General features: G+C 61.5%; 15 protein-coding genes and 1 tRNA gene. 12 read left to right on the plus strand and 4 right to left on the minus strand.

Going from position 1 to position 11,719, the window contains the following annotated elements:
• The first annotated feature begins 26 nt into the window (after positions 1-26).
• Together fabZ and rpmE are read left to right on the plus strand one after the other, a co-directional pair.
• Positions 27-500 carry a 3-hydroxyacyl-ACP dehydratase FabZ gene (gene fabZ / locus ABIE62_RS01045; RefSeq protein ID WP_354322796.1) on the plus strand — a complete coding sequence of 158 codons (474 nt, stop codon included), beginning with the start codon at positions 27-29 and terminating at the stop codon, positions 498-500.
• A 169-nt stretch (positions 501-669) separates the two neighbouring features.
• Complete coding sequence (gene rpmE, locus ABIE62_RS01050; RefSeq protein WP_354322797.1) at positions 670-894, plus strand: 50S ribosomal protein L31; 225 nt, start codon at positions 670-672, stop codon at positions 892-894.
• A 97-nt stretch (positions 895-991) separates the two neighbouring features.
• Here rpmE and ABIE62_RS01055 read toward each other — a convergent pair whose 3' ends face one another.
• Entirely contained in the window at positions 992-1,309 is a 318-nt protein-coding gene (locus tag ABIE62_RS01055; protein ID WP_354322799.1) for a TraR/DksA family transcriptional regulator, read from the minus strand.
• Positions 1,309-1,944, minus strand: coding sequence for a prolyl hydroxylase family protein (locus tag ABIE62_RS01060; RefSeq protein WP_354322801.1), 636 nt, complete (start codon positions 1,942-1,944; stop codon positions 1,309-1,311). The genes ABIE62_RS01055 and ABIE62_RS01060 overlap by 1 nt, the downstream gene beginning before the upstream one ends.
• 231 nt (positions 1,945-2,175) lie before the next feature.
• On the opposite strand from ABIE62_RS01060, the gene ABIE62_RS01065 reads away from it, so the two are divergent.
• From ABIE62_RS01065 to ABIE62_RS01110, 10 genes are all read left to right on the plus strand, one after another.
• Positions 2,176-2,252, plus strand: a tRNA-His gene (locus ABIE62_RS01065).
• Positions 2,253-2,302: 50 nt separating this feature from the next.
• Positions 2,303-3,370, plus strand: a complete 1,068-nt coding sequence (locus tag ABIE62_RS01070; protein ID WP_354322803.1) for a Glu/Leu/Phe/Val family dehydrogenase — start codon at positions 2,303-2,305, stop codon at positions 3,368-3,370.
• A gap of 97 nt (positions 3,371-3,467) precedes the next feature.
• Positions 3,468-4,226, plus strand: a complete 759-nt coding sequence (gene ccmC, locus ABIE62_RS01075; RefSeq protein WP_354322804.1) for a heme ABC transporter permease CcmC — start codon at positions 3,468-3,470, stop codon at positions 4,224-4,226.
• Entirely contained in the window at positions 4,226-4,366 is a 141-nt protein-coding gene (ccmD, locus tag ABIE62_RS01080; RefSeq protein ID WP_354322805.1) for a heme exporter protein CcmD, read from the plus strand. The genes ccmC and ccmD overlap by 1 nt, the downstream gene beginning before the upstream one ends.
• A gap of 14 nt (positions 4,367-4,380) precedes the next feature.
• A complete protein-coding gene (gene ccmE, locus ABIE62_RS01085) occupies positions 4,381-4,845 on the plus strand; it encodes a cytochrome c maturation protein CcmE (RefSeq protein ID WP_354322807.1) in 465 nt (154 codons plus the stop codon).
• Positions 4,842-6,824, plus strand: coding sequence for a heme lyase CcmF/NrfE family subunit (locus tag ABIE62_RS01090; RefSeq protein ID WP_354322809.1), 1,983 nt, complete (start codon positions 4,842-4,844; stop codon positions 6,822-6,824). The genes ccmE and ABIE62_RS01090 overlap by 4 nt, the downstream gene beginning before the upstream one ends.
• 6 nt (positions 6,825-6,830) lie before the next feature.
• Complete coding sequence (locus ABIE62_RS01095) at positions 6,831-7,361, plus strand: DsbE family thiol:disulfide interchange protein (RefSeq protein WP_354322810.1); 531 nt, start codon at positions 6,831-6,833, stop codon at positions 7,359-7,361.
• Positions 7,358-7,786: a cytochrome c-type biogenesis protein gene (locus tag ABIE62_RS01100; protein WP_354322812.1), complete on the plus strand. Its 429-nt coding sequence runs from the start codon at positions 7,358-7,360 to the stop codon at positions 7,784-7,786. Before ABIE62_RS01095 ends, ABIE62_RS01100 begins: the two co-directional genes overlap by 4 nt.
• Complete coding sequence (locus ABIE62_RS01105; RefSeq protein WP_354322814.1) at positions 7,783-8,430, plus strand: tetratricopeptide repeat protein; 648 nt, start codon at positions 7,783-7,785, stop codon at positions 8,428-8,430. Before ABIE62_RS01100 ends, ABIE62_RS01105 begins: the two co-directional genes overlap by 4 nt.
• Positions 8,431-8,550: 120 nt before the next feature.
• On the plus strand, positions 8,551-10,473 hold the full coding sequence (locus ABIE62_RS01110; RefSeq protein WP_354322815.1) for a potassium transporter Kup: 1,923 nt from the start codon (positions 8,551-8,553) through the stop codon (positions 10,471-10,473).
• Between the two features lie 26 nt (positions 10,474-10,499).
• On the opposite strand, the gene ABIE62_RS01115 is transcribed toward ABIE62_RS01110, so the two are convergent.
• Entirely contained in the window at positions 10,500-11,045 is a 546-nt protein-coding gene (locus tag ABIE62_RS01115; protein WP_354322817.1) for a chloramphenicol phosphotransferase CPT family protein, read from the minus strand.
• 8 nt (positions 11,046-11,053) lie between these two features.
• A complete protein-coding gene (locus ABIE62_RS01120; RefSeq protein ID WP_354322818.1) occupies positions 11,054-11,704 on the minus strand; it encodes an inner membrane-spanning protein YciB in 651 nt (216 codons plus the stop codon).
• Positions 11,705-11,719: the final 15 nt, after the last annotated feature.

The following is an 11,719-nucleotide window of genomic DNA, read 5'->3' on the forward strand; positions in this document are numbered from 1 at the left end:
CCGGGCGTTGCGGTAGGAGGCTACGAATGAGCGATGCGGGCAGCGCACCAGCGCAGGTGCTGGATTATGATATCGGCAAGGTCTTGCAGGCGCTGCCGCATCGCTATCCATTGTTGCTGGTCGACCGGGTGCGTTCGATCACGCTGGGTGAACGGATCCACGCGATCAAGGCCGTGAGCATGAACGAACAGTTCTTCCAGGGCCATTTCCCCGGCGCGCCGATCATGCCCGGCGTGCTCCAGATCGAGGCGCTGGCGCAGGCCGCCGGCATCCTCGGGATCGAGACGATGGAACTGGCGGGAACGGGCAAGCTGGTGATCTTCATGGGGATCGAGAACGCCAAGTTCCGCGCGCCCGTGACGCCGGGCTGCCTGCTCGATCTGCACGTGGAATTCACTCAGAAGCGCAGCCGGGTCTACAAGTTCAAGGGCGTGGCCAGCGTCGAGGGCAAGACGACGTGCGAGGTCGAGTTTACCGCAATGATGGTGGATAAGGTTTGATTTGCCCACCCGCGTCTGCGCGGGCGAGGATTTCGCAGCCCGAAGCGGAAGCTAACAACAATGACTCCGCACACAGGCTTGCCATGTACGGCAAACCCGACTAAGCGCGCCGCTTCCCATTCATAGCAACGCCGGTCGGTACCGGCGTCACGCTGCAAAGGATCACGTCATGAAGGCCGAAGGTCACCCCGAATACCACATGATCACGGTCAAGATGACCGATGGCACCGAATATCAGACCCGTTCGACTTGGGGCAAGGAAGGCGACACCATGTCGCTCGAAATCGATCCCCTCAGCCACCCGGCATGGACCGGTGGGCGTCAGCAGGTCAGCGAAGGCGGGCGTGTGGCCGCGTTCAACAAGCGGTTCGGCGGGCTCAGCCTTAAGAAGTAATTCCGTTACACGCTGCGCCGCCGCAAGGCCGCGCGCGACAGTTCGCGGCCCTCGGGTCGTGGGAGGAAGGCGGCCTGACGGGGTCGCCTTTTTCGTTTCAGGCTGCGCAGTTGATGCAGCGGGTCGCGATTGGCCGCGCTTTCAACCGTTCAAGCGCAATTGCCTTCCCGCATTTGGCGCAGGTGCCATAGGTACCATTGTCGATCCGGGTCAGAGCAAGGCGCAATTGGCGTGCCTCGGCGCGCAGCACATCATCGACGCCTTCCAGCGCCTCGTCATCGGCCAGATCAATCGCCTGTTCGGAGAAATCCGCGTCCAGCGGGTGGCGCAGGTCGTCCTCAATCTCGGTTGAGCGTGCGGTCAATTCCGCGAGCCGCTGCCGCAGTTGTTCGGCGATCTTCAAATAATCTTCCATCAGCCTCTCCACTCGTTTTCGCGATACCATTTGGTGATCACGTATTTGACGCCCTTGCGCACCTTCATCCCGTGATGCAGCGTCGCATGATTGACGCCGCCATCAACGAGGCGATTGTTCCAGCACAGCAATTTGCCTTCCTCCGGCTGGAATGTCTTGTCCAGCAGTTTGAACCGGGTAGCGCCGCCCGCCTCGACGTCATTGAGATATATCATGAACGTCCAGGTGCGCTGGCCTGACAATGTGCAGAACCGGGCGAAATCATGCCCGCCCGGATCAAAGTAATCGGTGTGGGCCTTGAACTCCTGCCCTTGCGCATAACGCTGGCCCTGCAACGGTTCGCCGTAAGCCGGATCGATGCCCGAAAGTTGGGTCAGCATCGCCTCAATCCGCTGTACCGGGGGCAGATCGCCTGCCAGATCGCAGGTTTCGCTGGTGCGAAAATACGCATCACCATTATCGTCGGCGATGGTTGATGGGCGGCGATCACGCTCGATCAGCGCGATCAGATCGGTGCACAGGTCAGGCGGCACGAATCGCCGCAGCTGAAATATTTCGGCCTTGATTGTGGGGACGCGCTGCATCCCGATGTGCGCCATCAGCCGCGTGGTTACGGAGTCGCTGGTCAGGGTCATGACGAGGCACGATAAATCCGCATGGCTGCTTGGCAATGGTTTCGGTACCCACGCAATAATCTTGCGCATGGGCGGCGGTAAAACAGTTTTCGCTTCCCAACGCGAACCCTTTGTGCAAGAGGCGCCTCCCCGTCCTCAGCGGACTTGACCGCGCGTCAGCCATGCGTAAACCGCGCGCCTTGCGCGGGCTTGGCAGCGACCGGAAAGGTGGTATGCGGGCAGGGGCGTGTGGCGATCATAGCTCAGCTGGTTAGAGCGCCGGTTTGTGGTACCGGAGGTCACGGGTTCGAACCCCGTTGGTCGCCCCATCTTCCCCTTTCAGCCTGTTTTTCCTGCGCGCGGCAAAGGGATATCACGCATGACCGCTTTCTGGACTGAGGCCGATTTCGACGCGCATGAACTGGTGCAACTGGTGCACCATCAGGCGAGCGGGCTGACAGCGATTATCGCGGTGCATTCCACCCATCTCGGCCCGGCGGCGGGCGGAACGCGGTTCTGGCATTATAATGAACCGGCGGGTGCGATGCGCGATGCGCTGCGGCTGTCGCGCGGGATGAGCTACAAGAACGCGATGGCAGGCCTGCCGATGGGCGGCGGCAAGGCAGTTATCCTTGCCGATGAACAGCGGATCAAGACGCCCGCCATGATCGCCGCATTCGGCGATGCGGTAGAGGCGCTGGGCGGACGCTATGTCACCGCTGAAGATGTCGGCATCACCGAGGCTGACATGGTCGCGGTGTCACAGCGCACGGCGCACGTCTCCGGCCTGCCAGTGACGGGCGAAGGCAGCGCGGGCGGCGATCCCGGCCCGTTTACCGCATTCGGCATCTATCTGGGGATCAAGGCCGCAGTTCAGCACAAGCTGGGCACGGATAGCCTGTCGGGCGTTCATGTCGCGGTGCAGGGCGTTGGCAGCGTGGGCAGCGGTGTGGCGCGGTTGCTGGCGAAAGACGGCGCGAAGCTGACGCTGGCCGATATCAACGCGGCCCGCGCGGGCGCGCTGGCACAGGAACTGGGCGCGACGTTGGTCGCAAGCGATGCAATCATGACAACGCCGTGCGACGTGTTCAGCCCCAATGCGCTGGGCGCGGTGCTGGATGATGAAAGCATCGCCCGGCTCGATTGCCCGATTGTCGCGGGCGGGGCCAATAATCAGCTCGCGCGGGCAGAACACGGCGCGGTGCTGGCGGCGCGCGGCATTCTCTACGCACCTGATTATGTCATCAACGCCGGCGGCATTATTTCCGTGGCGACCGAATACCTCGCGCGGCGCGATGGCCACGCCAGCGATATTGCCGAGGTCAACGCGCTGCTGGCGCAGATCCCCGGCAGGCTCGAAGCGATCTGGCAGGAAAGCGATGCCACCGGCGTTTCGTCCGATGTGGTCGCTGACCGGATGGCGCAAAAATTGATCGGGCGCGGCTGAAACGGCTTGCTTGCCGGTGACGAATTGACTGATGCATGAATTGCAGTCTTGTCCGGTTCGGGTGTAACGCTACAAGCCCGACCAGACGCACATAGATATGCACATTTACGCCAACCCCACCCGTTTCCTGTCACTGGCAAAGTGGCTGATGCCGCTCCTGTTCTGGAGCGGCCTGGTGCTGTCCGTGGGTGCGCTGGCGTGGGGGTTGGTGGCGGTGCCGCCTGATCGGCTAATGGGCGAAACGGTGCGCATCCTATTTATCCACGTTCCCGCCGCATGGCTGGGCATGGGGGGCTGGGCCGGGATCGCGATTTCCAGCGCCATGCTGCTGATCTGGAAACACCCGCTGGCCGCGATTGCTGCGCGCGCGATTGCGGTGCCGGGGATGGTGTTTTGCGCGATCTGCCTTGCCACCGGATCGATCTGGGGTCGCCCGACATGGGGCACCTGGTGGGAATGGGACGGGCGCTTGACCTCGATGCTGGTGCTGCTGTTCCTCTATGTCGGATATATCGCGCTGACGCAGGCCACTGCGCGCGAAGGCGGATCATCGAAAATTGCCGCGATTTTCGGGCTGGTCGGCGCGGTGAACGTGCCGATCATCAACCGCAGCGTGGTGTGGTGGAACTCGCTCCACCAACCGCCCAGCATCACTGCGGGCAAAAGTGCGATTGATGCGACGTTTCTGGTGCCGCTATTGGTGGCGGTGGTGGGCTTTTCGCTATTATTCGGGGCAATCGTGCTGATGCGGATGCGTGCGCTGATCGCCGAGCAACAGGTCGAAGCACGCTTGCGGCGGCGCGCATTGGATGATGATGCGTCTGCGGTTGGCGTTCCGGTAATGGAGCAGGCGTAATGCGCGAACAGCTCAACCAGTGGGATTTTGTGATGTTGGCCTATGCCGTCAGCGCGATTGCGCTTGGCGGGTTGATCATTTGGGCGTGGCGCGCAATGCGCCGGGCCGAAGCGCGGCGCGATGCCGTGCGCCGGCGCTGAGGTAAGGAAACGCCATGAAAGCCAAGCATCAACGCCTTATCCTCATCATCGCCGCGCTGATCGCGATTATCGGCGCGGGCCTGATCGCGGCGTGGACTTTGCGCAATCAGGCCAACTATTTTTACCTACCCGAACAGATGGCGGCTACACCCCCGTCGGTCGGGCAAGCGGTGCGCCTTGGCGGGATGGTGCAGCCTGGATCGCTTGCCACCGAAGCGGACGGAGTGACGGTCAATTTCATGGTCACCGGCAACACCGAAGATGCGATCCCCGTGCGGTATAGCGGCATCCTGCCCGATCTGTTCGTCGAAGGATCGGGTGTGGTTGCGGAGGGAAGCCTTGGCGCGAACGGCGTGTTCATGGCCACCAACCTGCTGGCCAAGCATGACGAAAATTACGTGCCTAAGGAACTCGAAGGCATGGGAACCGCGCAAGCGGCAAAGATGGCCGCTGATACCACGGTGGGGCTGACGCAATGATCGCCGAAATCGGACTGGCCGCGCTGTGGCTCGCCGCTGCGCTGGCGGTGTTGCAGATGGTGTCAGGCGCGTTTGCGCTGCGTAGCGCAGAGGGCGAGGCCAATCCGCTGGCGATCTATGCTCGGCCCGCCGCTGTGGTACAGGCGCTGTTGGCGGGGCTGGCCTTCACGATGCTGGTATGGGCGTTTGCGGTCACTGATCTGTCGATCAAGCTGGTCGCGGCCAATTCGCATTCGATGAAGCCGATGATTTACAAGCTCACCGGAACATGGGGCAATCACGAAGGATCGATGCTGTTGTGGGTCGGCGTGCTGGCGCTGTCGGGCGGCTTGCTCGCCCTGTTTGAGCGCCGCCTGCAAGAACGCACCATGGGCGCGACGCTGGCCGTGCAGGGGTTTGTGGCGCTGGGGTTCTATGCGTTTCTGCTGTTGTCCTCCAACCCGTTTGAACGGCTGCCGGTGCCCGCGATCGAGGGTTCCGGGCTCAACCCGCTGTTGCAGGATATTGGTCTCGCGTTTCACCCACCCACGCTTTACGCGGGCTATGTCGGGCTGTCGGTGGCGTTCAGTCTGGCGATGGGCGCGTTGTTGACGCGTGAGGTCAATCCCACCTTCGCCCGAGTGATGCGCCCGTGGGTGCTGGGGGCGTGGGTGCTGCTGACCTTCGGGATCACGGCGGGGTCATACTGGGCCTATTATGAACTCGGCTGGGGCGGCTGGTGGTTCTGGGATCCGGTCGAAAATGCCTCGCTGATGCCGTGGCTGGCGGCGACTGCGCTGCTGCACTCTGTGGCTGTGCTCGCCGCGCGCGATGCGCTGCGCACGTGGACGATCATGCTGGGCGTGCTGGCGTTCTCGATGTCGATGCTGGGCACGTTTCTGGTGCGTTCGGGCGTGCTGACGAGCGTTCACGCCTTTGCGGTCGATCCGCAACGCGGAGCGTTCATTCTCGTTCTACTCGGCCTATATATCGGCGGGGCCTTCACGATTTTTGCCCTGCGCGCAGGCGCGGTGGCGGAAGGCAAGCGGTTTTCCTTCAGCAGCCGCGAAGGTGCGCTGGTGTTCAATAATGTGATGCTGTCGGCGATCCTCGCGATCGTGCTGCTCGGCACACTCTATCCACTGCTGACCGAGGCGTTTGATGTGCGGGTGTCGGTCGGCCCGCCCTATTTCAACCCGGCGAGCGCGATGTTCGCGATTCCGATGTTTCTGGTGATGGCGGTCGGCCCGCTGCTGCGGTGGAAGGAGGACAACCCCCGGCGCATCCGGTTTGAAGTGCTGCTCGTCGCCGCCATTTTGATCGGCGTGATCGGGCTGGTGAGTTTCTTCGGCCAATTCGCATTGCTGCCGCTGCTGGGCCTCGGGCTTGCCGCAGCGCTGGGTGTTGCTGCGTTCCTGCCGCTGCGAGGGCGCAGCCTGACCCGGGTGCCAGTGGCGACGTGGGGCATGGTGATGGCCCATTTCGGGATCGCGGTGTCGCTGTTCGGCATGGCCAGCGAAGCCGCGTTCACGCAAGAACGCCTCGCCGCAGTGGCCCCCGGCGGCAGCGATCAGGTGGGCGATTTCACCTTCACCCTTGAAAACGTAACGCCGGTGGCCGGACCGAACTGGACAGCGATTGAAGCGCGCATTGCCGTCAGCCGCGATGGCGGCGCCCCGGTCATCCTCACCCCGCAGGCGCGCAATTTCTGGTCGCCGCCGCAATCGACCAGCGAAAGCGCGCTGCTCACCCGCTGGAACGGGCAACTGTACGCGGTAATCGGCAATCAGGCCGCAGACGGACGCTGGCAGATCCGGATGTGGTGGAAGCCGTTTGTGACCTTCATCTGGTATGGCGGGCTGCTGATCGCGCTGGGCGGGGTGCTGGCGATTATCGGCAGGGTGCGGGTCGATATGAAGCGTCGCAAGGCGGTATCGCTGGGCGATGAGCGTCGCGCAGATATTGAGGCGCTGGGCACAGCGCCGGTGCCCGCGGAGTAAACGGCCATGCGCTCACGTCTGTTTCTTGGGGTGCCGCTCGCCCTGTTCGCGTTTTTCGCTGGGCTGGCGGGCTATATGCTCACTCAGGATAAATCCGAATTCGTCGAAAGCGCGATGATCGGCCAACCACTGCCCGATTTCGCGCTCAAACCCGCGTTTGATGGGCTGCCGGGGGCCGCGCGCAGCGATCTGGTTGGCGGCCAGCCGCGCCTGCTCAATATCTGGGCAAGCTGGTGCCTGCCCTGCATCGCCGAGGCCCCGCAGCTTGAAGCATTGAAGGCCCAAGGGGTAGAGATCGTCGGCATTGCCATTCGCGACCGGCCCGAAGATGTCGCCAATTTCCTCGCGCGTCATGGCAATCCCTATACCCGGATCGGCGCGGATGATATTTCCGAAGTGCAGCTTGCCATCGGCTCTTCAGGCGTGCCCGAAACCTTCGTGATCGATGCTGCGGGCGTCATCCGTTACCAGCATATCGGCGATATCCGCGAGAGTGATATTCCGGTGCTGTTGGCAGAGTTGGAGGAGGCCAGATGATCAGGGTGCTTCTTGCCTTTCTGGCGGCGCTGATCGCTTTGCCGCTCTCCGCGCAGGGCACCATGCCGCCCGCGCCCTATGCCTATAATCAGCTCGACGACCCAGCCCTGGAGGCTCAGGCAACCGCGCTGATGCACACACTGCGCTGCCTCAAATGCCAGTCGCAGTCGATCGCCGATAGTGACGCGCCGATGGCAGGCGATATGCGCCATCAGGTGCGCAGCCGCATTCTGGCAGGCGAAAGCCCCAAGGAAATCCGCGCGTGGTTGATCGCGCGATACGGCGATTACGTCAGTTACAATCCCACAATCAGCGCCAGCACATGGCCGCTTTTTGCCATCCCGGCACTGTTGATCCTGATCGTCGCTGCGGTGCTGCTGCGGCGACTGGGTAGGCGACGTAGTGATGCAGGAGATTTGCCATGATCGATGGCTGGCTGGCCGTGGGTGCATTGGCAATTGCGGCGTTTGCGTTTGCCGCGCTGGCACTGCGGCTGCCGCGCGAAGGTTTTGCGCTGTTCGGCGCGGTGCTGATGTTCGGCTTGGCCGGATACGCGTGGCAGGGTGCGCCGGGACAGCCCGCAGCGCCCAAGCAAGCGGCGGCTGCGGCGAGCAATCAGGGCGAGGCGATGGTTGAAGGCCGCGCCGCGCTGTTTGATCGCACTCTGCCGCCGCCCAATTACCTGCTGACGTCAGATGCCTTTGCCCGGCGCGGTAAATTTGCCGATGCTGCCGCGCTGCTGCAAGCCGGTTTGGAGGCAAATCCTGATGATCAGGAAAGCTGGCTCGCGCTCGGCCTTGCGCTGGTTGGCCATGCCGATGGGTTTGTAACTCCGGCGGCGTTGCAAGCGTTTGGCCGGGCGCGATCGATTGATCCTGCCCATCCGGGGGCGGAGTATTTCCTCGGTATTGCCTATCTGCAAAGCGGTGAGATCCGCGCGGCGCGCAATGTCTGGGCTGGACTGCTCGAACGCACGCCTCCCGATGCACCGTGGCAGGAGGAATTGGCGGATGATGTCGCGCGGCTGGACGATATGATCGCGCGCGCGCCGATGCTGCAAGGCCAGTGATTGCGGCGTGTTGCAGGTGCGAATGCGGAGTGCTAGGCGGCGCGCCACTCCAGCCTGAGTGCCTGTGACGAGTCGTTCTGGCGGGATGGGCAGTACCGACATACGGGAAATCCGATTGATATGACCCAAGCTGCATCACCTGCCCACCAGCCACCGTCGGGTGGGAAAAGCCACAGCGCGTCCAAAACCGCGCTGGCGGTGGGCGCGATCGGCGTCGTGTTCGGCGATATCGGCACCAGCCCGCTCTACGCGTTTCGCGAAACTTTTTCGGGAGCGCATAAGCTTGCGCTCGACAATGCCCATATTCTGGGCGTGATCAGCCTGATCTTCTGGTCGATGACGCTGGTCGTCTCGATCCAGTATGTCACCATCCTGATGCGGGCCGATAACAAGGGGCAGGGTGGTAGCTTGGCGTTGGTTGCGCTGATTTCGCGCAGTCTGTCGACATCGAAATATGCCTGGATCGCGGTGCTACTGGGCGTGTTTGCGACCAGCCTGTTCTATGGCGACAGCATGATCACCCCGGCGATTTCTGTATTGTCGGCGGTTGAGGGTTTGAGCGTTGTCGACAGCCGGTTTGAACGCTTTGTCATCCCCATCGCGCTGGTTTTGCTGGTGTTTCTGTTCGTGATACAAAAGCGCGGCACGGCCAAGGTTGGCGCGCTGTTTGCGCCGGTGATGATCGTCTATTTTACGGTCATCGCCCTGCTCGGCGGTTGGCAGATCATCCAGACCCCGGCGATTTTGTGGGCGCTTAACCCCTATCACGCGATCAACTTTTTCATGCTTGATGGCTGGCTCGCGTTCCTTGCTCTGGGCAGCGTGGTACTAGCGGTGACGGGGTCAGAGGCGCTGTATTCCGACATGGGTCATTTCGGGCGCGGGCCGATGCGGTTGTCGTGGTTCGGCTTTGTCATGCCCTGTCTGCTGCTCAACTATTTCGGTCAGGGCGCGATGGTCATGGGTCTGCCGCCCGAACAGGCTGCGCAGGCGATTGAAAGCCCGTTCTTCTTCCTAGCCTCCGAACAATGGCGTCTGCCGTTGGTATTGTTGGCCACGGTTGCCACGTTCATTGCCAGCCAGGCTGTCATTTCAGGGGCGTTTTCGATTACCCATCAGGCGATCCAGATGGGCTATATCCCGCGCCTTAGCACCCGCCACACATCGGCAACCGAAGGCGGACAGATTTATATTCCGGTGATCAACTGGGCGCTGATGGTGGCGGTGATCGTGCTGGTGCTGACATTCCAGACATCATCCAACCTTGCCAATGCCTATGGCATCGCGGTGACGGGTGCGGTGACGATCGACACGTTGTTGATGGCGGTGCTGCTGGTGGGCGTGTGGAAATGGCGCTGGTGGTACGCGACCCCGGTGGTGCTGCTGTTCCTGATTGTTGACGGGGCCTATTTCGCCGCCAACCTCACCAAGGTTGCCGATGGCGGGTGGTTCCCGCTGGTGGTCGGCCTGGTCGCATTCATCCTGCTGACGACATGGGCGCGCGGGCGCAAGCTGATGCACGAACGGATGAGCGAAAGCGCGCTACCGCTCGAAATCTTTGCCAAATCGGCCAAGAATTCCACGGTACGCGTTCCCGGCACCGCAATCTTCATGGCGTCCAGCACTGCGGGTGTGCCCTCCGCGCTGCTCCATAATATCAAGCACAACAAGGTTCTGCACGAACGCGTGGTGATCCTGACCATCAAAATTGCGGATGTGCCCTATGTTGATCCCGACGCGCGCTGCGAGATGACTGAACTTAACGACGGGTTCTATCGTGCAGTGCTGCACTATGGCTTCATGGAGGAAACCGACGTCCCGCTCGGCCTCAAGAAGATGGAGCGGTGCGGCGGCACATTCGACATGATGCAAACCAGCTTCTTCCTGTCGCGCCAGACCCTGCTGCCATCCGAAAAGCCGGGAATGCCGCTGTGGCGAGAGAAGATCTTCGCGTGGCTGCTGAGGAATTCGGCGACCGCGATGGATTTCTTCAAGCTGCCGACTAACCGTGTGGTGGAATTGGGCAGCCAGGTCGAGATTTGAAAGCTGCCAGTTCGCCCGAACATCAATCAGAATGATGCGGGCAAATCAGCGATAATTTCTGCCGCCAACTGGGAAGGTGGTTTCTGCGAACTATCGACTTCGATGTCATACCGCATTTTTGAATGTACAATCGCAAACTGTCCGCGCGCCTGACCGATGACCCGGTCGCCTCGGTTGATCTCTCTGCGCTCAAGTTCCTCAAGCGAGCAATGCAAGCCGACAAAAACGGTTGGCAGCCCGTCAAGCACGTCGCACCAGTCTTGGCGTAATTCATCCGATAGTATGACTTCATCGCAGATGAGGTCGATACCGCTGCGCGCAATGGCTGCAACGGATCGGTGATGAGCCTTCAGGCATGCAAGGCCAATCGGCCCGAAGTTGAGGCGCACAAGACCCCGTTCGTCACGGTCGAAGAAAAAGCCATCGCGATTGTTGTGGAGACGCGCGGGCAACATCGCAAATGCATCATCAATGCCCGTAACGCAATAGGGCCGCGCCAGCTGCTCCTGAAGCGCGCTTGCGATGCTTGTTTTGCCCGATGACGTTGTCCCGTTGAGAAAAATCAAACCCATTGCGCGCCTCAGCCCCCCGTCGGCGGTTCATTCTTCAGCGGTTCGTCCCGTTCTTCAAAGCTCAGCCCGTGCTTCAGCAGCATCGGGATCTGGCTGAAGGTGAACAGGAAGGTCAGCGGCAGGAACACCCACAGCTTGGCCCATAGCCAGCCTTCGAAATCCATCTGTGCGCGCAGCACTTCGTTGAGGACGGCGAGGGCGAGGAAGAACACACCCCAGTTGCGCGATAGTTTGAGCCAGCCTTGATCTGAAAGCCCTTCAAACGCGGCTTCGAGCAGGATTTTCAGCAGCGCGCGGCCCATGAAAAACCCGCCCAGCAATACCACGCCGAACACCGCGTAGATGATCGTCGGTTTCAACTGCACGAAGGTCGGGTCGCCGAAAAAGATAGTCAGGCTGCCAAAGCCGACGATCAGTGCGGTTGAAAACCACAGCATAGGCGATACCTTGCCCAGCCGCCACTTCGACACAACAAGCGCAATCACCGCTGCGACCATGAACGCGCCGGTGCCATAGATGATCGCGGCCAATTCGCCCGCAGGGCTGGGGTCTTCGGGCGCGCTCCAGCGATAGACGCCGAGAAACACCAGCAATGGCCCGTAATCGACCGCGACATTAATCCAGCTGGATGCGGCTTTTTTGGTTTCGTTCTCGCTCATTACTCTCTCAATCCG

Origin of the sequence: Porphyrobacter sp. MBR-155 (genome assembly GCF_040547625.1) — a bacterium.
Taxonomy (GTDB): domain Bacteria; phylum Pseudomonadota; class Alphaproteobacteria; order Sphingomonadales; family Sphingomonadaceae; genus Erythrobacter.

Coding starts and splice junctions, on each gene's coding strand:
- ABIE62_RS01120 (WP_354322818.1), bottom strand. CDS start 11,704: ATGAGCGAGAACGAAACCAAAAAAGCCGCATCCAGCTGGATTAATGTC.
- ABIE62_RS01105 (WP_354322814.1), top strand. CDS start 7,783: ATGATCGATGGCTGGCTGGCCGTGGGTGCATTGGCAATTGCGGCGTTT.
- ABIE62_RS01100 (WP_354322812.1), top strand. CDS start 7,358: ATGATCAGGGTGCTTCTTGCCTTTCTGGCGGCGCTGATCGCTTTGCCG.
- ccmE (WP_354322807.1), top strand. CDS start 4,381: ATGAAAGCCAAGCATCAACGCCTTATCCTCATCATCGCCGCGCTGATC.
- rpmE (WP_354322797.1), top strand. CDS start 670: ATGAAGGCCGAAGGTCACCCCGAATACCACATGATCACGGTCAAGATG.
- ABIE62_RS01070 (WP_354322803.1), top strand. CDS start 2,303: ATGACCGCTTTCTGGACTGAGGCCGATTTCGACGCGCATGAACTGGTG.
- ccmD (WP_354322805.1), top strand. CDS start 4,226: ATGCGCGAACAGCTCAACCAGTGGGATTTTGTGATGTTGGCCTATGCC.
- fabZ (WP_354322796.1), top strand. CDS start 27: ATGAGCGATGCGGGCAGCGCACCAGCGCAGGTGCTGGATTATGATATC.
- ABIE62_RS01060 (WP_354322801.1), bottom strand. CDS start 1,944: ATGACCCTGACCAGCGACTCCGTAACCACGCGGCTGATGGCGCACATC.
- ABIE62_RS01090 (WP_354322809.1), top strand. CDS start 4,842: ATGATCGCCGAAATCGGACTGGCCGCGCTGTGGCTCGCCGCTGCGCTG.
- ABIE62_RS01115 (WP_354322817.1), bottom strand. CDS start 11,045: ATGGGTTTGATTTTTCTCAACGGGACAACGTCATCGGGCAAAACAAGC.
- ccmC (WP_354322804.1), top strand. CDS start 3,468: ATGCACATTTACGCCAACCCCACCCGTTTCCTGTCACTGGCAAAGTGG.
- ABIE62_RS01095 (WP_354322810.1), top strand. CDS start 6,831: ATGCGCTCACGTCTGTTTCTTGGGGTGCCGCTCGCCCTGTTCGCGTTT.
- ABIE62_RS01055 (WP_354322799.1), bottom strand. CDS start 1,309: ATGGAAGATTATTTGAAGATCGCCGAACAACTGCGGCAGCGGCTCGCG.
- ABIE62_RS01110 (WP_354322815.1), top strand. CDS start 8,551: ATGACCCAAGCTGCATCACCTGCCCACCAGCCACCGTCGGGTGGGAAA.